This is a genomic window from Bacillus sp. JJ1532, from assembly GCF_036965085.1.
Classification (GTDB): domain Bacteria; phylum Bacillota; class Bacilli; order Bacillales; family Cytobacillaceae; genus Cytobacillus.
This window is the reverse complement of sequence record NZ_JBALOW010000050.1, coordinates 462-21,715: the sequence shown is the minus strand read 5'-3', so window position 1 is coordinate 21,715 and position 21,254 is coordinate 462. Positions and strand designations below refer to the sequence as shown.

Below are 21,254 nucleotides of genomic sequence, written 5' to 3'. Positions count from 1 at the left end.
GTATTTTATCTTGAAATTGAAATAATAGCGCTTTCATTTTGTATGATTAGTTTGTATTCATACATTTTGAAGGAGGATTGTATAAATGAGTGCTCTTACAATCGTTATTGGTGCTATCTGTATACTCTTAATTGCTTACCGTTTATACGGGACATTTATGGCGGCAAAGGTTTTGAAGCTTAATGAATCTAAACCGACTCCGGCTCATAAATTAGAAGACGGGCAAGATTATGTACCCACGAATAAATGGGTTTCATTTGGTCACCATTTTGCGGCGATTGCTGCAGCGGGGCCGTTAGTTGGTCCAATCTTAGCAGCTCAATTCGGTTATCTGCCAGGTTTGCTTTGGCTCCTAATTGGTGCTGTCATCGGTGGAGCTGTCCACGATTTAGTTGTTCTCTTCGCCTCTATGCGCAGAGATGGAAAATCACTATCGGAGATCGCAAAAGAAGAACTCGGCCCTGTTGCTGGATTCTGTACAGGTTTAGCAATGTTATTCATTATAACGATTACAATGGCAGGTCTCTCTTTAGTTGTCCTAAGTGCTTTAGAAAGAAACCCATGGGGAACATTTGCAGTAGCTATAACGATTCCCATTGCTATGGGGGTTGGATTGTATCATAAGAAGACAGGCAATTTAAAAGTTGCAACGATAGTTGGTTTCGGTTTAATTTTGCTGGCAGTATTCTTGGGGCCCAACATCCAAGGTACAGCTTTAGGTGATTTCTTAACACTTGAAAAAAGCACTCTTGCCCTTGCTCTGCCAATCTATGCATTCTTTGCTGCTGCGTTGCCTGTATGGTTTTTACTTGCACCGCGTGATTATTTAAGTACGTTTATGAAAATAGGGGTATTTGTTGCATTAATTCTTGGTGTATTCTATGTGAACCCAGCTGTTCAATTCCCTGCCTTTACAGAATTTATTAATGGCGGCGGTCCTATTATTGCTGGTCCTGTGTGGCCGTTCGTTTCCATTACGATTGCTTGTGGAGCAATCTCTGGCTTCCACGCATTCGTTGGTTCCGGCACAACTCCGAAAATGATCAATCGTTGGAGTGATGCTAAAGGAGTAGCTTTCGGATCCATGCTTGTAGAATGTTTAGTTGCAGTTATGGCGTTAATTGCAGCAGTATCTTTACAGCCTGGAGATTATTTTGCCATCAATTCAACACCGGAGAAATTTGCAACACTAGGTATGGAAACTGTTCATCTAAACCAACTTAGTCAAGATATTGGGATGGATCTTGAAGGTAGAACGGGTGGAGCCGTTACCCTTGCTGTAGGGATGACGTATATCTTTACGGAGATTCCTATTTTCAAAAATATGGCATCCTTCTTTTACCAGTTTGTTATTCTTTTTGAAGCCGTTTTTATCTTAACAGCCATTGATGCAGGAACCCGTGTTGCCCGCTATTTGATCCAGGATTTCGGCGGACAATTTATTAAACCTTTAAAACGGACAGATTCATTGCCTGCGAATATTACCGCCAGTGCTTTAGCTTGTTTATTCTGGGGATATCTACTCTATTCCGGCGACATCAGTTCCGTTTGGGCATTATTCGGAGTATCCAACCAATTAATGGCTTCCATTGGTCTGATCATCGGTGCGACTGTAGTCCTTAAGATTGCTGATAAACGTTGGTATATGCTGACATGTTTAGTCCCTCTATCTTATCTCTATGTAACTGTAAATGTTGCAGGATATTGGATGGTGAAAAATGTCTACTTAAACGCAGATAGTGCTGGTTTTAACGTATTAAACGGTACGCTATCCATCATTATGCTTATCCTTGGATTCGTCATTTTAGTTACTTCCATTAACAAGTGGATTAAGCTATCCAAACTGCCACAGGCTGTTCTTGTAGAACAATCAGAGAGAGAAATTGCTTAATAAAACAGCACCCAATCCTCCATGATTGGGTGCTGTTTTTTATTAATGAAGCTTTGCTGAGATAGATTTTAAGAAGCTCATACCGGATAATTTTAGCGTCAGTTTTTCCTTGGCCCGAATATGTTTTTGAACATATATTGATAGATTACCAACCATATATTCATTATAATGATTTAAGTTTTGAGGTTTTCCCGGCACTGCAACTACTTCTTGAACCCCTGGTGCACAGCAACCCTTTACATCGAGCGTTTTTACAGTTAATTGGCTTCCCTTAGCCTCTATCCAATTCCTTGATTCAGCATCTATTTCAACATTCATAAACAATCCCCCCATTTCAATCCTTTTATACGAAAAAAGGCACCTGTTCCTAGGGAAAGGCACCTTAGCTAAATAAATTCTATGTAATCATTGTTTTAAAAATACCTTATTTTGCATTAACATCAGGCTGATGCAATCCGAAAATATTTCCTTCTGTATCCAAATAATATCCTTGCCACGCCATTCCTGGCAATGCATATTTTGGCAATGCGACTTTTCCGCCATTATTAAGAATTTTAGCTTCCGATTCATCATAATTCTCAACGCCAATTGTACAAACATATGCATTTAAAGCTTGATTTACTTCAGGTGCAGCACTTTGCCGCTGCATTAATGCACCATTGATTCCTAGTTCATCTTCACTTCCTGTCACTACCCCAAAGTAAGGCATTCCAGCAAATTCGCTCCAGTCTTGAAATGTCCAGCCAAATACCTCACCATAAAACGTTTTTGCCTGTTCCATATTATTTACATGAATTTCAAAATGAACGACTCTTCCCATCATTAACCTCCTAGAATATTCAATAGATTTTATTTCTACCTGTGTTGATCAACAAGGATTAGATTACCATCTGGATCCTCAATCATAAAGCTGCTTGGACCTTTAGTTTCTAAATTTGCTTCCTGAATAAAGTTTATTCCCTTTTCTTTAAGTTCTTCTTGTAATACCCTTACATCCTTAAAAGGATTTACCTCTTCAGCATTCTCGTCCCACCCAGGATTAAAGGTTAATATATTCTTTTCAAACATGCCTTGAAATAGGCCAATAATACAGTCTTCATTTTTCAAGATTAACCAGTTTTGATCGATATTTCCACCAAAAACATTAAACCCTAGTTTCTCATAAAATGTTTTTGATGCATGAATATCCTTTACCGTCAAACTAACAGAAAATGCCCCAATACTCATGTTTTTTCTCCTTTCACCAGATAATAGAATACTTGCTTTAATTAAATATCACTTTTTAGGATATTTATTCTCTAAGTAGTTAACAGATTGTTTGATTAGCTTCTTTAATATTTCTAAATCTATGTCATCTAGTTTATTAATATAAACACAAGCTTTACCTGTTGTATGTTTCCCAAAAAGCTCTAGTAATTCTTCTCGTTCTTTTTCACCCAGATTAAAATATAAACTAATTTTTGCTTTACGAGGTGAAAACCCTACAAGTGGTGCATCTCCTACGTGCCCAGATTCATATATGTAATGGTAAGAACCGAACCCAATAATACTAGGCCCCCACATTTTGGCCGGAAAACCTGTCACTTCCGTGAAGATATCTAACAAGTCATATGCATCTTTACGCTTTTTGATATTTTCGACTCTTTCGATAAATTCAATGACACTACTATCAGTTTCTTTCGTCTTCAGTTCATACATTTATGCATCCTCCTTTTACTATTATTTTTATAGAAATATTATCTTCCGCTTCGTTTATTTACCAATGTTATATTAACTATACTGAAAATCGAAGAATTTTGAAAGCTAAATGAGTGTTTCGCAAACAAAAAGAGTCGTTTCACAAATAAACTCCCAATGAGTTAATCCATTCTTATGGAAAAGCATGGAATAGAATGAGGGCTGTCACAAAAGTCACTTTTATGACAGCCCTTTTCATTTTTACATGCACATTAAATGTACGTGTTTGTTATTTAGTAACAACTTTTATGACAGTTGATTCACTATTGTTTCCAGCCTTGTCTTTAGCCACAACATTTAGGCTTGTGCCTGCCTTTTGGGCTTTAATCTTCACAGTGAACTTCCCTTTTGAATTTGCTTTTGCTTCCCCTAATAATGTTTTCCCGTTATAAACTTGTACAGTAGCATCTTTTTCAGTTGTACCTGTAACTGATTTAGATTTTGCTGTTACTTTATCTACTTTAGGAGCTTCAGGTGCAGTGAAATCTGGCATGTTTGTTAAAGAAGGCAGACCAGAGATATAACCAATACCGCCTGTTTTATTAATACCAATTTGTTCGTCAACAGCTTTAAGTAAATCATCTTTATTAACAGCTGTAATTGACTTAGCATCTACCTCATCACCAGGATGCTGGAAATTGCTGAAAATGTATGAGAATCCATTGCGGTCGTCAGCAGCAAATAATCCAGTTGCTTCCGCTCCTGCTGGAACAGATAAGACACGATCTAATTCTTTCGTATCAACATTATAAGCCCAAACGTAGTTATTTGTGTGAGCCCCACTATCTTCACCAATAAAGAGTGTTCTCATTGATTCAGAGTAACTTAAGTTATCTGGATTGGCTACTTTATCTACATTTGCAGTGTTTCCAAATGAATCAGCTTCTTTTAAATCTTCACCAACAACTAATCCAGACATTGATGGTGCTACATAAGAGCTATTAATAGCCTTTCCTTCGCTATCCTTTTGGCCACCTTGCAAATCTAATTGATATGTTACACCGGATTTAATTTTCGGTAATTGAATATGGTCTACTGGGTCTTTTCCTGTTGAATCTTTTTCCATAGCCTTACTTTGATCGGAAATTGCAATATATACTTTTTTATCCTTTTCGTTTAGTGCTACACCTTCCATTTTGTTAAATTCTGTAGTCGCACCAAGAATGGCAGCGTAACGGCGAGTTTCAAGGAAGGCTGCTGCTTTTTCTTTGCCAGGTTTAAGTTTTAGGTACTCAACTTTTCCTTCATTTGCGTATGTTTTAATAGCTGTAAAACCTTCTTTAGGCGCATCTGAAGTTTCAAAAATATCATTGAATGTAATCCCACTATCAATAATATTTTTTACTTCTCTATCGGTTGCATGTCCTAAATTAATCCATTGTAAATCGCCTGAGCCACCGTTTTCAGTACCTGATTGTTTAAATGTTGCGGCATATAGTGTACCTGATGATAAATCTTTTTCTTTGTCAGCCACATACATAAACATTCCTGTATTACCGCCATCATCCCCGTAAAATACAGTTTTGTTATCAGGCATGACTTTAGCTAACTCATGAGAGAAACGTCCTGTACTGTAATGTTTTACAACTGATGTTTTCCCGTTCTTTTCTACTGTAATTTCAGGAGTGTACCCATAAAAATAAGGATTCGCCTTTGCTTTATCTCCAAAATAAAATTGAGCGAATGTTTCAACTTGACTTCTTACTTTCGAAGTTGAATCTAAGAAAAGACGTGCATCTGGTTCGTACTCTTCAGAACCTAAATGTGTATTCCAAGGAGATAATGATCCGTTACATGGAATCCAAAGTCCATTTACTGCTGAAAAATCAATTTTTTCTACTTTTACAGGTTTCAGTTCACCTGTTTTTTTGTCCTGTTCCAACTCAGTTAAAGACATAGATGCAGGAACTAAACCGTATGCTGATTTACCAGCAGCATCAATGGTTTGATATTCATAATGTGTAACCATATAAAGTTTGCCGTTAATGGGCAGCATTAAGCTGTTTGAATCCGGAGCATCGGAGACAAAGTATTTTCCGTCTGCGCTGCTTGGATCCTTAATTGGATTTCCTTTTACATCAATTGGTGTACCTGCAGGGATTTTTTCCCCTTTAACAGTTGCTACCTTATCTTCCGATTTAAATAGGTAGTTGTAGGACAACGGAAATGTTTTTACTTTTCCATTGCTATATTTCACATCAACTGTTGCGGTTGTATACGTTTTTACCATTTCTTCAATAGTAGATGGTGCTTTCATTCCATTAAATTTAACAGCTTCTATTGTTATATTTTTCTGAGCATTCACTGCTGTCGGTGATAATGCTGGGACTGTAATAGCTAGAGCAAGTGCTAAAGTAGCACCTTTTTTCACAAGTTTGTTATTAATCATCTAATAATCCCCCTAGTAGTAGAATCTTTGGTGCAATTCTATTAAACTGTATGAATGTTAATGTATTGTTGATTTTATTTTTATTTTTTATATACATTTGATGAACTAGGGGCTCTTTTTTGTAACATTCCATGAAAATAATGGAAAGATATTGAGTTAATAAGCTTGACTCCTAAAGTTATGGATGAAATTTGCCTCTAAAAACTTATACATAAATTCACCATCTAAGAAACACTTTCTGGAAGCCTAATAAAATCTAAAGGGGAATCAATTTGATATTTTATAGTGTAAATAAAAATAAAAACCTCATTAAGCTATGATACGGTTCCCCGCATTGTAACTAAATGAGGTTTTCAGTTTGATGTCTACTAAATGTTACTAACAAGAAAAAAGTCCAGTCATGTCTTATTACCCCCAGTTGCTGCCAACTCTAACTTTTCACTTCTTTTTAGCTTCATATACTTTCAGCAGCTTACCTTTTATAGTTGTGTCCTTCATCTTTTTCAACACAATCGGACCTTTATCGTTTAATATTTCAACATAAGAAGCAGTATCTAATATTGTAATGATACCAATGTCCTCCACTGATACTCCGTTAATTTTTGCAATCGTTCCAACAAAATCTACCGCTCTAAGCTTCTTTTTCTTCCCACCATTAAAGTACAACTTCATGATTTGCTTGTTTAATTTTTCACTTTTTGCTTTTTTAATGGTTGGTTCAACATTCATTTTTGCTTCAAAGAAAGGTTTCTTATCTGAAACTTCCTCTTTTGAAGGAGCGACCATTTTCGGAATCTCAAAACCAATGTATTCTTCAATTTCACTTAAAAACCGATCTTCAAAAGGTGTAACAAAAGTGATGGCTTTCCCCTTTTGACCCGCTCGTCCTGTTCTTCCCGTACGATGGACATAGCTTTCTTTCTCTAATGGAAGGTCATAGTTGATGACATGTGTAATATTATCAATATCAATCCCTCTAGCGGCTACATCCGTAGCAATCAAATAGCGAAATTCTCCTCTTCTAAAGTCATTCATCACGTCAAGCCGATCCTCTTGTATCATGCCGCCATGGATTTTATCACAGCTATAACCTAAATCCACTAACTGATCACACACAGTATCTACTCGATCTTTTGTTCGACAGAAGATGATGCAACTATCTGGATTTTCAACTATCGTCACATCTTTAAGCATAGAAAATTTATCGTCTTCTGCCACTTCAAAAAGAGAATGATCAATTGTATCAGTCGTGAGTCCCGTCGCTTTAATTTCAATATCGATAGGTGTTTTCATATAGTTAAGTGAGAGGTTTTTGACCTCCTCTGGTAAAGTAGCTGAAAATAGCATTGTCACTCGTTTTCGAGGTAACTCCTTGATGATGGCTTCTACTTGTTCAATAAACCCCATGTTTAACATCTCGTCAGCTTCATCAATAACAAGGTAGTGAATCTGATCTAAGGCCAGAGTACCTCTTTCAATATGATCTAACACACGGCCTGGAGTACCGACAACTACATGTGTTTTTTGCTTTAATTCTGTTTTTTGGATGGCAAAAGGTTGTTTTCCATAAACAGCTGTTGCTTTTATCCGTTTAAATCTGCCTATGTTTATGAAATCCTCTTTCACTTGCACAGCAAGTTCTCTCGTTGGTGTCAAAATTAGCGCTTGTGGTTTATTTTCCTTCCAATCAATTAATTCACAAATGGGAATCCCGTATGAAGCTGTCTTCCCACTTCCTGTTTGTGATTTCACGACAAGATCCATTTTCTCTAACACAAGAGGGATAACCTTACTTTGAACGGCTGTTGGATTTAAATTTTCTAAACTATCCAGCGCGTTTACTATTTCATCACTTAATTTATAATCTTTAAAACTTTCTTTACACATAACTAAGCCTCTTTTTATTTTGGATTATTTACCTTATTATTTCCGCCAAGTTTTTTACCCTATTCAACCTACCATTATACGCGAACTTCACCTTGTAAATAAGTCAGTGCTTGAATTAATAAAAAATGACCTGCCCTTTGGGCAAGTCAAGTGCTGCCTACTTCAAGAGACCGGCTAGCTCCTGAAATTTTGGGGTAATTATAAAAAGTGACTCTCTTTTTCCATAAGTTTGGACGATCTCGTTTGTAAAAAATACAAGGTGATTGTTTAATATACTCAACCTCTGTTTGGATAAAAACGGAAGTCGTATTCCTATTTGCAGAAAAACAAACCTTATGGTGTAAATATTGTTATTAAATTGTGGAGGTAAAATAGAAAAAGGAACAAACCCTATTGGATCCGTTCCTCTATCACTGTTTAATTTATGATTCTTTCATTGCAGGTTTCCCCGCTTCGATTAATACTTTGTTTCTGCCTAAAAGAATCGCTAAAATAATAATGAATACACCGGTTCCTATTAGTAGCCATTCAATTTTGATTATATCTGCGATTGGGCCGAATATTAGCATTCCGAGCGGCATCATCGAGGTTGAGATCATTCCCATTACGCCAAAAACTCTGCCTAAATAATCTTCATCGACTTTCTCCTGTAACAAAACGGTAGCTGGTGTATTAAAAATTGGCATGGCAATTCCGAATATAGCCATGAAAACTAAATAAATCCAAAAAATCGGAACGATGCCAAGTGCGAATGTACAGACTCCCATAATCACACTTGCCAATCCCAATGTCTTCATTTTATTTGGAAAGCCTCCCCAAGAAGCAATGATTCCTCCACCTACCATCATACCAATGGAAAAGGCTATTTCAATTGCGGTTAGTCGCCACACATCATTGCCAAAGCTACGTGTCACTTGTAGTGGAGTCAAAAATGCTGCAGGTGCCATCAAGACAAAGAAGACGGCAAAGAATAAGAAAAAATTCTTCAGAAACTCATGGTTATTCACATATTGTAAGCCTAGTTTAAAGTCGCTCATATAGCTTGTTGTTTGTTTTTCCGCCGCCTTCTCATGTACAGAAATTTTTAAAAAGGCAAGAAGTGTCACAATCGCAATCGCTGCCGTAATGACATCGATAAAAAATATGATTTCAATCGAAGTCATTGCCAGTAGAGCTGCACTGACCATTGGAGATACGAACATAATAACGGCTTGAATACTTCCATTTGCTCCGTTTACTTTAGTCAGCTTATCCTTTGGAACAATTTGCGGTAAGATCGCCCCAACAGCAGGTGTTTGTATTCCTGTACCAAAAGCCCGAACTGCCGCCATCAAAAATAACAGCCATATGTCATCAAATCCCATTAAAAAGAGAATAGCAAGAATGAGTGTAGCTATGGCGATGAGTCCATCCGCTAAAATAATCAGCATTTTACGGTTGTAGCGATCCGCCCAAACCCCCGCAATCGGAGATAAAAGAAAAGTCGGAATAAAACCGCAAATGATATACAGCGTCATCATCACACCAGATTCCGTCGTAAGCGTTATATGCCACATGATTGCATATTGAACCAGGGACGATCCAAAAAGTGAGATTGTTTGGCTGCTTAAAAATAGAATAATATTCTTTAACCAATTCTCCTTAAGATTGTTATTTTCTGTATTCATTGATTAACATCCCATTTCTTTAAAATTTATTAAATAAGCTTCCCACATTCATGCGCCCATACCGATCTAATTATTTTTAAAGACAACAAAAAAAGAGGGAGACTTATCCCCTCTTTTAAAATAACCGTTAAATATAGGTTCCCTTAAAAATAGACAGACCAATCCCGTTGCTCTGAACATAGGCAGAGCCTTCATACGTATTTAATTAACGAATGAAAAATGGGAATCTTAATCTCATTGATGCTGTCACAAGGAAAACCTCCACTTCTAAAAAGTCGATAATATTATAACAAAGTTGCTTCATTAATTCAATTATTCTTGTGAGTCAAGAAATTAAGGGCAAACTCAGTGTCTCCCTAATATCCTGTTAACATACGATAAAATTTCGGGAAGTCACTGTGACTTTTTATTATACACATTTAGTCATTCTTATTAATAAAATCGTTAACAATCTCATTGAACTTTTCACTATACTCCCAAAACATCATGTGTCCACCAAGAACTTCTATTTTTGTTTCCGGTGTCATTCGTTCTATATAATTAACTGCATGATCAGCCCAATGCTCTGCTACAACGGCTAATGTGGGAACAGTTTGGCTTGCTTTTCTCGCTTCTTCTCGATAATCAGAAAACATTCCTGAAGCAAACAAATTGCCTGCAATATAATGTGGAGTTTTTAAAGACTGTTCAACTAGCCAGGATAATTCCTCTTCATCAAGTTCTCTTTGCACCATTACTTGAGTTATGTAACTAGTAATGAACTCCCTTTGTCCGCTTGAATTTCGTAAATACGTATTATAAATTGCTGAAATATCATCTAGTGGTCCTTCAACCCAATCATCATCTTTTGTTGATAAAGATTTAGGCGGCATGTCTACAAGGATTAGTGATTTGATATTATCAAAACCATTTTGCTTAATATACTCCCAAACTGTCAAACAACCAAAAGACCATCCTAAAAGAGTAGCATTTTTAACATCTAACGCCTGAAGTACCGCATTTAAATCTGATCCATGGGAGACATAATCATTTCCATGAATGGCTATAGTCGATCTGCCATGACTTCTTGGATCAATAACGATAACTCGATTCGTCCTTGAGAAATATTCTACCTGTTTAGAAAAAACTTCTGTTGTAAACGTAAACCCCGGGATGAACACGATAGGTTCTCCACTGCCTGCTTCTTGAACAAACAACTCTACTCCAGAATCAACTTCAATGTATTTTCCATTTATAAATGACATACTCTTACTTCACTCCTAGTTTTTACCTACTATATTCTAATCTATGACGCTTAATTCCATTTTTGAATGGCCTCACATTTGAAAATTAGGAGATTTATCCGACTGATTTTTAAAAAGGAAAATTCTTTTCAGCTCCAATTTCAAAACACTTATGATTTCTTCCATTCTTATTTTCCGTATACAGAAATAGATTATTGCAGAAAATAAAATAAATAACCTATTTAAAATAGACTTCTAGTCAAAGTATAAAGCCAAGGGGAAAAAGCAAATGAAGATTCGGTTCGGCTATGTAGCAAATGCATTGGGCTTATGGGATGCAAGTCCATCAAAAACTGTAACTTTTGCACGATATTCAACACTTCCTAAAGACGAACGAATGGAAAAGCTGAAATCTATTACAGCACAAAATTTACATCACACGAAAAGAATTTTGCATTATAATATCGCGCATGAAATCGAATTATATCGATTCTCGAGCTCACTTGTCCCTTTAGCAACCCATCCTGAAGTGATGTGGGATTTCATTACCCCATTCAAAAATGAATGGAAAGAACTTGGAAGTCTATTACAACAATTTAAACTCAGATTAAGCTTTCACCCAAATCAATTTACACTTTTCACAAGCCCAAGAGAAGAAGTAACGATGAATGCAGTAAAAGATATGGAATATCATTTTAAGATGCTGGGAGCCATGAATGCTTTGAATACGGGATTAATTAATATTCATATCGGCGGAGCCTATGGGGATAAAACTGAGTCATTAAATCGCTTCCATCAAAATCTTAAAAAATTGCCAGAGGAAATTAAGAAGGTTATGACACTAGAGAATGATGATAAAACGTATAATATTCAGGAAACACTCCTTACTTGTGAAAAGGAAAACATCCCAATGGTACTCGATTATCATCACTATATGGCGAATAGCGAAGAAAGTGACCTCCCACTTTATTTAAACCGTATATTTAACACTTGGAATCGTTCTAATATTGTACCGAAAGTCCACATTTCTTCCCCAAAGTCTGATCAAGCCTATCGTTCCCATGCTGATTTTGTTTCTATAGACTTTGTCCTTCCCTTCTTTAAGATGGCAAAGGAGTTGAATCAAGACTTCGACATAATGATAGAAGCAAAACAAAAGAATCTTGCCATGCAGAGACTTGTTGAAAAAATAGCTGCCATTCGGGGAGTCAAACGTATTTCAAGTGCAGCGGTGGAATGGTAACCGTAATGAAACAGGAAAAAACTATCGCCATAATTTTTGATGAGGTGGAATAAATGACGATTGTACGTCTAGGTTATGTCGCAATGAGTATGGAACTTAAAAATGCATCCCCATCAAAAACAATGACTTTTGCCCAATTCCAGAAAATTGATGACCGGGAAGCAGCCATTCGTAAATTAGAACGAATTGCACTTTTGAATTTGCACAATACTCTAAGACTGTTAAAACATAATGCCGCGTCTGACATTCATTTTTATCGACTAACCTCTCGCCTTATTCCTTTAGCCAACCACGAAGAGCTTCTTGATTGGAATTATTTAAAACCGCTAAGAGAGCCACTTCGTGAGATTGGAGATTTCGCAAAAAAACATAAGATACGAGTTGATTTTCATCCGGACCACTTTGTTCTCATTAATGCAAAAGAGAAGCACATCTTGAAAAATTCAATAAGTACCTTAAAGCTGCATTACTTATTATTAAAGGCAATGGGGATTGACCCGACTCATCGGTGTGTCATGCATGTTGGCGGTAATTATAAAGAAACCGACATGTCACTTGAACGTTTTATCGATAATTGGATGGACGTCCCAAAAAAGATTCAAAAAATGATCATGCTTGAAAATGATGATACTTCTTTTACATTAGAAAATACACTTTACTTATGTGAAAAACTAAACATCCCTCTAGTTTTCGATTATCATCATCATCTTGCCTATCACCAAGATCCCAATTGGGAAATCAACTGGGATAGAGTTGTACAGACATGGAAGCATTCACCGCTCCCAATAAAAATGCATATATCAAGTCCAAAAAGTGATAAAGCCTTTCGCCATCATTCTGATTATGTAGATATCGATATGTTTTTTAGATTCCTTAACGTAATACGAGGCAGTGTTCCGCAAATTGATTGTATGATTGAGGCTAAGAGGAAAGATGAGGCGCTTTTTAAATTAATGGATGAAGTCAAATCAAGGAATGACGTTGAAATGATTGATGGCTCTTCTTTCTCTTTAATGTAATAGAAAGAAGAGCTAATTTGAAAAGCATTGATTTATATGGAGTCAGACTAGTTACCTCAATATCCTAAAGTAAGTTCTTGGGGTGGCTCACCATCCATATTTAGTATACGAACAGTTTCAGGTTGCACCTGAAGAAACACGTAATTTGGATCTTCTGGACTGTCAAACCATTTTTTATATGAATCATCCCAATATTGGTTTTTCAATTCTTGTGAATCATTAATGGCAGCTGTACCAGTAATTTCAACATAGGCATCACTTTGCCCATTCTCTTCATAACCTAACAATACCGAAACAGCAGGGTTTTTTTCGATTTCCTCTACTTTCTCGGTATCCTTTTTTGTTGGTGTATATAACGTTAAATGGTTATTATAGAACGTCATATATCGTGAATGGGGCTTATTATTTTCAACCGATGACAAGATGCCTGTTCTATGATCGGATATAATTTTCAGCACTTTTTCTTTTAAATCTTTACTCATTGGTTGATACTCCTTTATTAAGTCATTTTGAATTTCCTTCTTATCATTTCCAAAAACAAAAATTTCACAAGCTGGATAACCTGCAATATATAGAAGAAAATAAACAGAAAAGGAGTGAATTTAAATGAAAGTTAACAATGTAATAGATACTTTAAATAAATTTCTGAAGGGGCAATACATGGGGATCCATGCTTATGAACACCATATACAAAAATTAAAAGACCCTTACATAAAAAGTGAATTTCAAAGAATTCAACAAGATCATAAGAACCATGCCCTTAAAGTTGCGGAAAGAATTCAAAACCTCGGAGGTACGCCAGTAGATGATGAAGGGGTTATTGGTTCTATTCAAGGCTTTATTAGCCAATTTAAGATTCCTGATACTTCCTCAGGTATTATCAAAAGTGCTTTAACAGGAGAAGATTATTATGGGATTCAAATATCTGAAGAAATTGTAAGAGGGGATCTAGACCCAGAAAGCCATCAATTGATTGAGGAAGTGCTAAACAAAGATAGGCAGCATGTAGATTTTTTAAATCGTCTTTTGCAATAATTTTATAACTGTTTTTAGATTACCATTCTGCTATCGTGCTTTTATCATATTTTAATGAGTTAAAAGTTCTGCAACTAAATATAGAAACGGAATGTTCATTATACGCAACAATGAAGTTAGCAAAACGGCAATGAAGTTGGTACGGATATTGCAGCAAACGGGGTATTTAATGGTATGAAATAAAATACCTAGATGGTTATTCAAACAAAAAAGATGAAACCTTTACGGTTTCACCTTAAATAAATCACAATCGTTATCTGACAGTAAATATGGATTAAACCCTTTTACTGTTTCAATTGACTCATCTCATTTATACATTCCTGAACAAGAGTAACCCCTTGACTCAAAGAAGCTCCTCCACCAAATGCCGCTGTCACACCTATAGCTTCAAGAATTTCCTGCTCCGAGCATCCCTGATCAAGACATCCTTTTGTGTGATAGATAATACAATACTCATCCTGAGCATGGATACTAATTCCTAATGCGATTAACTGTTTTTGTTTTTGAGATAATGCTCCTTCTTTAAAACATTCTTCAGTGAATGCATTAAACTGACTTACAAATTCGGGCATTTTTTCGGCAAACATACCTAGCCCTTCTTTATAATTGATGAGTGCATTTTCAGTAGAGTTTCTAGATTTCATTTCCAAATGACATTCAACTCCTTCATATTATGTAAATCAAAATTATTATGAGCAAACTATAAATTATTTACTCCCTGTTCATCCCTTTCCATAATTAAGAAATCATAATTTGTCAGAACGAATGGCAGAATCTTAATAGGACTAATAAAACGAAGGTGATAGAATGGAAAACCAAAATTATCAGGCTGGAGATATTGTTTATGTTTTTTATCGTAATCCCCATACCCAAGATGTAGCGAATGTTCAAGCAGCAGCAGTAGTCAATAACCCTGAAAATGCGAATGAATTAGCCTTGTTTTTATATGAAACATATTATCCGCTATCAAATGAAATTGCTGTTTATTCTACAGAACAAGAGGCAAACCAGGCCTATCATTATTATTACGGATATGATTCAGAGGGGATATTGGAATGAAACCATTTACACCCAAACTTGTTTATTTTGAACCTGATGCATTAGATTATCCTTTAGGAAAAGAACTACATGAGAAATTTAAAAAGATGGATATCGAGATTCGGCATACCACTTCCCACAATCAAGTAAGAAATCTCCCCGGTGATAACGAATTTCAAAGATACCGGGTGGCCAAGTCTACACTAGTTGTTGGTATTAGAAAAACCCTTAAATTTGACAACTCGAAGCCTTCGGCAGAGTATGCTATTCCTTTTGCAACTGGCTGCATGGGTCACTGTCATTATTGCTACTTACAAACGACGATGGGAAGTAAGCCGTATATCCGTACATATGTTAATGTAGAGGAAATTCTTGAGGCTGCCGACAAATATATGGAGGAGCGCGCTCCAGAAATAACAAGATTTGAAGCCTCTTGTACATCCGATATTGTAGGAATTGATCATTTGACCCATACTCTTAAAAGAGCCATTGAGCATTTTGGAAAATCGGAATACGGCAAATTAAGATTTGTTACAAAATTTCACCATGTAGATCACTTACTTGATGCTAAACATAACGGAAAAACAAGATTTCGTTTTAGTGTGAATGCAGATTACATCATTAAAAACTTTGAGCCGGGGACTTCTCCCTTAGAAAAAAGAATTGAAGCTGCCGGAAAAGTGGCAAGAGCTGGGTATCCACTTGGATTTATAGTAGCACCTATCTATCTTCATGAAGGATGGGAGGATGGATACTTTCATATGTTTGAGCGTTTGGATGCTGAATTACCTCCTGAAGCAAAGAAAGATCTTACCTTTGAATTTATACAGCATCGTTTTACAAAACCGGCAAAGAGAGTAATTGAAAAAAACTACCCTATGACAAAGTTAGAATTAGATGAAGAAAAAAGGAGATATAAATGGGGTAAATATGGAATAGGAAAATATATTTATCAAAAAGAAGAAGAAGAGGATATAAAAAAACATCTTTACACTTATATGGAAAAGTTTTTCCCCGAAGCAAAATTAGAATATTTTACTTAAAAGGAAGTTGCCTTCCAATGGCATTGGAGATAGCATAATTACACTAATAAAGGCAACAATAATGGTGGTGATTAAACACCAACTAAATGCGATGTAGGGGGATATTACTATGAATATTCGTGAAGGAATTATTCCGACTGCATTAGGTACAGCTGTTACTGCTACCGGTTACGCTTTAAAACAAAAACGAGGTTCAAATAAGATGATTGCAAATACCGTTTTTGGATTTGGCTTAGCACACATAGTATTAGGCGTAATAGACCTTGCCCAGCATCGTCGTTGAGAATTAAAGGAGGATGAGCTATTTTTTAGACTCGCCTCCTTTTAGCTATTAATGGCAAATGATTTTTTGATGCTACTAATCTTGTTCATCAAGATTAATAAAATAATGGTCTTTACGGTAAGATACTGCTTCCATCGTTGCTATCAAATTGCTCTTAGGATAAATGTCGATCCGATAGAAACCAGTACGATAGTTTCGTTTAACCTCTTTTGCACTGGCTACGATCGTGTCGCCAGGCATGGCTGATTCAATAAATTGGATTGTCGTTGAAAGTCCTAAAAGTCCTAACGATGTTTTTCCATATGCATTACAGGCTACCGAAAAAGCATGATCTGCCAAAGCATAAATAACGGCCCCATGAACAGTTCCATATGCATTTACCATATGGTTTTGCATTTCTAGCGTTGCCTCTGCAAAACCAGCCTCAAATTTTGTTAACTTAATGCCTAAGGATTGAGCAAATGGATCGCTTATCACTTGATTATAAATTTGTTCGTAGTGCTTCTCATAAATTTGGTGCTCATCAATTTTCTTCTTCACTTTTTCCTGCCCCCTTTTATTATTTTCTCCCATCACCAGATAGAGGGAATTATCTATTGACACTTACTTTGTCTTTCCTTTATAGTATCCTTATCAATTAAATAAAGAAACCCGTTTGAACGGGAGAGGTTCATAGCAGAAACCCTCTATAAAAAACTATGGTGTAAACCATATCCGCAAATAGATATGGCTTTTTTTATTGGTTTAATTCTGCTGGCCTCCCTGTCCATTCGGGACAAATAGGAGGATTTTTTTATGCCTGGACGTCAAGATCATGAATTAGAAGATATTACCTTACTAGGAAATCAAGGGACAAAATATTTGTTCGAATATTCCCCTGAGATTTTAGAGGCCTTTGGTAATAAACATCCATATCGTGATTATTTTGTAAAATTTAATTGTCCTGAGTTTACTAGTCTTTGTCCAATAACTGGTCAGCCTGATTTTGCAACGATTTATATTAGTTATATCCCTGAACAAAAGATGGTGGAGAGTAAATCTTTAAAACTATATTTATTTAGTTTTCGGAATCATGGCGATTTTCATGAAGATTGCATGAATATTATTATGAACGATTTAATTAAATTAATGGATCCAAAATATATTGAAGTTTGGGGCAAGTTTACGCCTAGGGGCGGAATTTCAATTGACCCTTATACAAACTACGGCCGGCCAAACACAAAATATGAACAAATGGCAGAATATCGATTGATGAATCATGATTTATATCCCGAAAAAGTTGATAATAGATAAGGAGTGAAAATAACATGAGATTAGTCATCTATTTATTTGCGATCGTTTTGGCAAACGTTGTTACTGCCAAATTTGCACCGCTTGAAGCTGGCATTTTTCTAATTCCGATGGGTTCATTTCTAATTGGGGCAACATTTATTTTTCGGGATCTTGTTCAAAATAAATATGGAAGAAAGAAAACTTATCTTTTTATTTGTTTAGCATTAATTCTATCAGCCATTTCTAGTTATCTGCTTGGAGATACGTTGTGGATTGTTTTTGCAAGTGCGATAAGCTTCGCTGTTTCGGAAACGACTGATACGGAGATTTATTCAAGATTAAATTTACCGATGCACTTACGCGTTTTGTATAGCGGCGTGATTGGTGGAATATTAGACTCAGCGATTTTTGTCGTTGTCGGGTTGTCACCAATTGGTGCAAATATTTTACCATGGAATGTGATTTGGATGGCGATATTAGGCCAGATCATTGTAAAAGTGATCATGCAGTTTCTTGGGGTATTGGTGCTGCAGTTGGCAAGTGTTAAGAAAGAAATTATTTAATAACTGAGTCCATTTCATAATTACATTAATTAGCCATAATACAATTATATACGGTTTAATCCAACAATAACTTGTATCCACAGACTAAATCTATTAGGTACCTCCAACAAATCGCGTATATCTAAACTTCGATGTGAGAACTATTGTAAAATCAATGGTTCTCACATTATTTACATATATTCAATGTACAATTGATTTAAATAAAGTAGGTTCATTAATAATGTAGTGTTAAATTAACGCTTCTCGGTCTCGGAAATATAATTAATTGTTTAAATACTTTATTTCTCTTTTTGAAGTATATCAAAGTCTTGCTTTAACAATGAATACATATATAAATCATCAAATTTACCGCAAGTAAACTCATAATTCCTCAATAACCCTTCTCTAATAAATCCCTGTTTTTCTGTTAACTTTTGTGACGGTATATTAGGCGGTTCAATTAACGCTTCGATCCTTTGTAATTTTAAATGTTCGAATCCGTACCTTATTACAGCTTCCAATGCCTCACTTGCTAATCCTTGCCCCCAATAACTTTTACTTAACTCAAATCCAATTTCAGTTCGATAATGTTGAGGTATCATGTTATGAAATCCGCAACTACCAATAACTTCATCTTCCCCTTTTAAAGTAATTCCCCATCTTATTCCAGTTCTTTCATTTAATATCGATTGATACCATGATATCTCGTTTAAAGCATCGTTAATTGTTTTAAAAGGTTCTAAACCATAATATTTCATTACTTCTTTATCAGATAGATATTTCAAGATACTGTTTGCATCGCCTTTTTCAATTTTTCTCAATACTAATCTATTAGTTTCAAGTACCGGAAAAGTTTCAACATCTTTGGTCATAATAAATCCCCCCTTATTTAATTCTCCAGTTAGTTTATCATTAATTTTCAGATGAATTGGGCTCTTTTGTCCTTCTTTAAGTAAAAGCTCATCTCTTGTTGCAGAACTTGCTGCCATTCTTTTTACGTCTAAGAATAATAAAATGAACCACAGTCAGAACAGCAAGCTTAATGTTACTCCCAAAGTAATCCATTGTAAGGTATTGCTCTGCGGTGGTAATTCGTCAGCTTCGATCCCATTCATGATGGATTCTTCCATCAAATATTCTTAACAACACTTTTTATATTCTTCTTATCAAAATGATTTTCCTTCTTCACACTAAATGACCCTATACAAAACTTACTTTATAGTCGCTCCCGAATGCATAACATTGAAAAACACGTAAAAACTGCAAAAATAGTTCCTCATTTATTGTGCTAAAGCACTCGTTAATGAAAGAATTTTACCAAAAGGGTAAAAAAACAAACGTATTTGTGGGATTAGTCTATTCATCATTAATACCATAGGAATACAGTATTACTGAGGACACTAAAAAGAAAGAAAAGTGGCTTTAAAGGAAAAAACGTAAATAAGAAAGGGGAGACTTATTTAAGGTTGAGAAAACAGGAAAAGGAATGAATAGATCAAGGTAAATATTGATACTGAGATGTTAAAACTGATATTCGTAACAGAAACAGAGATAAGTCAAAAACTGAATTTGAAGTTAGTAAAACTGCGAAAAACTTATATTTCCACACATGCTACTGTCAAGGTTTTCGATTAATTCTGGAGTGTAATTTCTAATGCTCGTATTAATCCAAATCAAGAACAAGAAAATGTACAAAACTAATATTTTGATATAGAGCTTGTTTAGGTTCTAATGCAAGGAAATATTTAAAAAATGAAGGAGTCAATAAAAATGTCAAGAAGAAGAAGAATAAGAAGAAGAAATAATGAAAATACAAATGTAAATGTGGATTTTGATACAGATATTGAATCTGAGTTAAGAAATAGATCTAATTCAGAATCAGAAGCGGATGTTCGAAATACCGATAAAAATACCAACGTTGCACGTTCTAATATTACTAACTCAGGTAATTCTAGGGTTGATATCAGACTCAACAGCCGCAGTAACGCTAGAGTGAGATCTGAACAAGAACAGGAAAATGATCAGGATCAAGATTTAGACATAGATATAGATATAGAAAGAGAAAGAAGACGCCGTCGTCGTCGTTAATATTTGAATAAAAGGTGGAATAAAATTATTATCCCACCTTCACTAAAAATAAGAAGATGAATTTCAAAGCAATAATAATGCGTTAAGGCATCTCGAAAATCTTACCCAGGAAAAGAATTCGAATTTCTTCTATTATCCCAAATGATGTTTCAAATGTAATATTATACACTAGAAATGGAAGAAGAGTGGATTAAATTGTTCCACTCTTTTTAAACTTTCAAATCCTATTAAGTGAATGATATATTTCTTAAACTGTATAAAAACTTTATCTCTCCCTAATTCTCCCCCATTTTTTTTCATGAAATAAATTAATGGTAAAGGAAATACAAATTGATAAATTCAAGAAACATTGTTGATTTTATTGCAGTCGGCACTGATCCCGCTGGAGCTGTCATATCTAAGATACTTACATATGAAAAAAAACTTCAGTCTCGTCTTGGATGCGAGAGGAAATAATGACAGTGACAGACCTATTAGTGATTCCAGATTTAGTGAATCTAGTGGGTTCTTACGAAACTAGAAAAGTAGCCTTCGAAAGGTTAAGTCAGACCCAGCGGATACTCGACATTTATACGAACTCTACTACAAAGAAGATCTAGAAACTTTCCACTGCAGCGAAGACGTTTAAATGGTGTATTGCAAAATTTGTGGTGTAATTTCTTTTGACTAAGAATCCAGAATTCCTAGTTTGTTTTTACCCAAAATAGTGCTCGGCCACTTAGTAACCGTAAAGAAATTATTGCAATACCAACAATCAAGACAAAATACCGCCTTTCATAAAAAAAGAGCCTTTTGGCTCTTTGAAATAATGATTATCAGTTACTGCGTCTTCTTCTGACGTTGCTTCTTCTTCTGATGTCGCTTCTTCTTCTGACGTCGCTTCTTCTTCTGATGTTG

At 35.5% G+C, this 21,254-nt stretch carries 23 protein-coding genes; 11 read left to right on the top strand and 12 right to left on the bottom strand.

All coding sequences use genetic code 11. The features are described from left to right. Positions 1-85: 85 nt before the first annotated feature. The gene (locus V7122_RS17440) at positions 86-1,891 is read left to right on the top strand and encodes a carbon starvation CstA family protein (RefSeq protein ID WP_335344333.1); all 1,806 of its coding nucleotides are present in this window, start codon (positions 86-88) and stop codon (positions 1,889-1,891) included. A 42-nt stretch (positions 1,892-1,933) separates the two neighbouring features. Here the strand turns inward: V7122_RS17440 and V7122_RS17435 are convergent, their stop codons facing one another. The 8 genes from V7122_RS17435 to V7122_RS17400 form a co-directional block, all read right to left on the bottom strand. Continuing rightward, on the bottom strand, positions 1,934-2,209 hold the full coding sequence (locus tag V7122_RS17435) for a CC/Se motif family (seleno)protein (protein WP_335344334.1): 276 nt from the start codon (positions 2,207-2,209) through the stop codon (positions 1,934-1,936). Positions 2,210-2,315: 106 nt separating this feature from the next. Continuing rightward, on the bottom strand, positions 2,316-2,711 hold the full coding sequence (locus tag V7122_RS17430; protein WP_335344335.1) for a VOC family protein: 396 nt from the start codon (positions 2,709-2,711) through the stop codon (positions 2,316-2,318). A 35-nt stretch (positions 2,712-2,746) separates the two neighbouring features. Next, complete coding sequence (locus V7122_RS17425; protein WP_335344336.1) at positions 2,747-3,118, bottom strand: VOC family protein; 372 nt, start codon at positions 3,116-3,118, stop codon at positions 2,747-2,749. A gap of 48 nt (positions 3,119-3,166) precedes the next feature. Continuing rightward, positions 3,167-3,589 (bottom strand): DUF1801 domain-containing protein, encoded by a 423-nt coding sequence (locus tag V7122_RS17420; protein ID WP_335347460.1) that lies wholly within the window; start codon positions 3,587-3,589, stop codon positions 3,167-3,169. 268 nt (positions 3,590-3,857) lie between these two features. Next, positions 3,858-6,017, bottom strand: a complete 2,160-nt coding sequence (locus tag V7122_RS17415; RefSeq protein WP_335527828.1) for an Ig-like domain-containing protein — start codon at positions 6,015-6,017, stop codon at positions 3,858-3,860. Positions 6,018-6,455: 438 nt separating this feature from the next. After that, entirely contained in the window at positions 6,456-7,904 is a 1,449-nt protein-coding gene (locus V7122_RS17410; RefSeq protein WP_335527826.1) for a DEAD/DEAH box helicase, read from the bottom strand. Between the two features lie 422 nt (positions 7,905-8,326). Beyond that, a complete protein-coding gene (locus V7122_RS17405; RefSeq protein WP_335347462.1) occupies positions 8,327-9,571 on the bottom strand; it encodes an MFS transporter in 1,245 nt (414 codons plus the stop codon). A gap of 419 nt (positions 9,572-9,990) precedes the next feature. Then, the gene (locus V7122_RS17400; RefSeq protein ID WP_335347463.1) at positions 9,991-10,815 is read right to left on the bottom strand and encodes an alpha/beta fold hydrolase; all 825 of its coding nucleotides are present in this window, start codon (positions 10,813-10,815) and stop codon (positions 9,991-9,993) included. Positions 10,816-11,083: 268 nt separating this feature from the next. On the opposite strand from V7122_RS17400, the gene uvsE (V7122_RS17395) reads away from it, so the two are divergent. Then, a complete protein-coding gene (gene uvsE, locus V7122_RS17395; protein WP_335347464.1) occupies positions 11,084-12,037 on the top strand; it encodes a UV DNA damage repair endonuclease UvsE in 954 nt (317 codons plus the stop codon). Positions 12,038-12,090: 53 nt separating this feature from the next. Continuing rightward, positions 12,091-13,056 (top strand): UV DNA damage repair endonuclease UvsE, encoded by a 966-nt coding sequence (gene uvsE, locus V7122_RS17390; RefSeq protein WP_335347465.1) that lies wholly within the window; start codon positions 12,091-12,093, stop codon positions 13,054-13,056. A 56-nt stretch (positions 13,057-13,112) separates the two neighbouring features. On the opposite strand, the gene V7122_RS17385 is transcribed toward uvsE (V7122_RS17390), so the two are convergent. Further along, positions 13,113-13,538 carry a pyridoxamine 5'-phosphate oxidase family protein gene (locus V7122_RS17385; protein WP_335347466.1) on the bottom strand — a complete coding sequence of 142 codons (426 nt, stop codon included), beginning with the start codon at positions 13,536-13,538 and terminating at the stop codon, positions 13,113-13,115. A 124-nt stretch (positions 13,539-13,662) separates the two neighbouring features. Here V7122_RS17385 and V7122_RS17380 point away from each other — a divergent pair, with 124 nt between their 5' ends. Beyond that, complete coding sequence (locus V7122_RS17380) at positions 13,663-14,091, top strand: ferritin-like domain-containing protein (protein WP_335347467.1); 429 nt, start codon at positions 13,663-13,665, stop codon at positions 14,089-14,091. 284 nt (positions 14,092-14,375) lie between these two features. Here V7122_RS17380 and V7122_RS17375 read toward each other — a convergent pair whose 3' ends face one another. Next, positions 14,376-14,741: a carboxymuconolactone decarboxylase family protein gene (locus tag V7122_RS17375; RefSeq protein ID WP_335347468.1), complete on the bottom strand. Its 366-nt coding sequence runs from the start codon at positions 14,739-14,741 to the stop codon at positions 14,376-14,378. A gap of 157 nt (positions 14,742-14,898) precedes the next feature. On the opposite strand from V7122_RS17375, the gene V7122_RS17370 reads away from it, so the two are divergent. The 3 genes from V7122_RS17370 (at position 14,899) to V7122_RS17360 (ending at position 16,455) form a co-directional block, all read left to right on the top strand. Next, positions 14,899-15,150, top strand: coding sequence for a transcriptional regulator SplA domain-containing protein (locus V7122_RS17370; RefSeq protein WP_335347469.1), 252 nt, complete (start codon positions 14,899-14,901; stop codon positions 15,148-15,150). Further along, entirely contained in the window at positions 15,147-16,172 is a 1,026-nt protein-coding gene (splB, locus tag V7122_RS17365; RefSeq protein WP_335347470.1) for a spore photoproduct lyase, read from the top strand. Before V7122_RS17370 ends, splB begins: the two co-directional genes overlap by 4 nt. A 109-nt stretch (positions 16,173-16,281) precedes the next feature. Further along, complete coding sequence (locus V7122_RS17360) at positions 16,282-16,455, top strand: asparagine synthase (RefSeq protein ID WP_066298548.1); 174 nt, start codon at positions 16,282-16,284, stop codon at positions 16,453-16,455. 75 nt (positions 16,456-16,530) lie between these two features. Here V7122_RS17360 and V7122_RS17355 read toward each other — a convergent pair whose 3' ends face one another. Further along, a complete protein-coding gene (locus tag V7122_RS17355; protein ID WP_335354750.1) occupies positions 16,531-16,995 on the bottom strand; it encodes a PaaI family thioesterase in 465 nt (154 codons plus the stop codon). 255 nt (positions 16,996-17,250) lie between these two features. Here V7122_RS17355 and queF point away from each other — a divergent pair, with 255 nt between their 5' ends. Both queF and V7122_RS17345 read left to right on the top strand, forming a co-directional pair. Beyond that, on the top strand, positions 17,251-17,748 hold the full coding sequence (queF, locus tag V7122_RS17350) for a preQ(1) synthase (RefSeq protein WP_335354751.1): 498 nt from the start codon (positions 17,251-17,253) through the stop codon (positions 17,746-17,748). Positions 17,749-17,762: 14 nt separating this feature from the next. After that, positions 17,763-18,290 (top strand): VUT family protein, encoded by a 528-nt coding sequence (locus V7122_RS17345; protein ID WP_335354752.1) that lies wholly within the window; start codon positions 17,763-17,765, stop codon positions 18,288-18,290. Between the two features lie 278 nt (positions 18,291-18,568). Here the strand turns inward: V7122_RS17345 and V7122_RS17340 are convergent, their stop codons facing one another. Continuing rightward, complete coding sequence (locus tag V7122_RS17340; protein WP_335347478.1) at positions 18,569-19,141, bottom strand: GNAT family N-acetyltransferase; 573 nt, start codon at positions 19,139-19,141, stop codon at positions 18,569-18,571. 898 nt (positions 19,142-20,039) lie between these two features. Between V7122_RS17340 and V7122_RS17335 the strand changes: the two genes are divergently transcribed. Both V7122_RS17335 and V7122_RS17330 read left to right on the top strand, forming a co-directional pair. Further along, positions 20,040-20,357: a hypothetical protein gene (locus V7122_RS17335; protein ID WP_335354754.1), complete on the top strand. Its 318-nt coding sequence runs from the start codon at positions 20,040-20,042 to the stop codon at positions 20,355-20,357. Positions 20,358-20,812: 455 nt separating this feature from the next. Next, complete coding sequence (locus V7122_RS17330; protein ID WP_335347477.1) at positions 20,813-20,956, top strand: hypothetical protein; 144 nt, start codon at positions 20,813-20,815, stop codon at positions 20,954-20,956. Positions 20,957-21,254 lie beyond the last annotated feature (298 nt).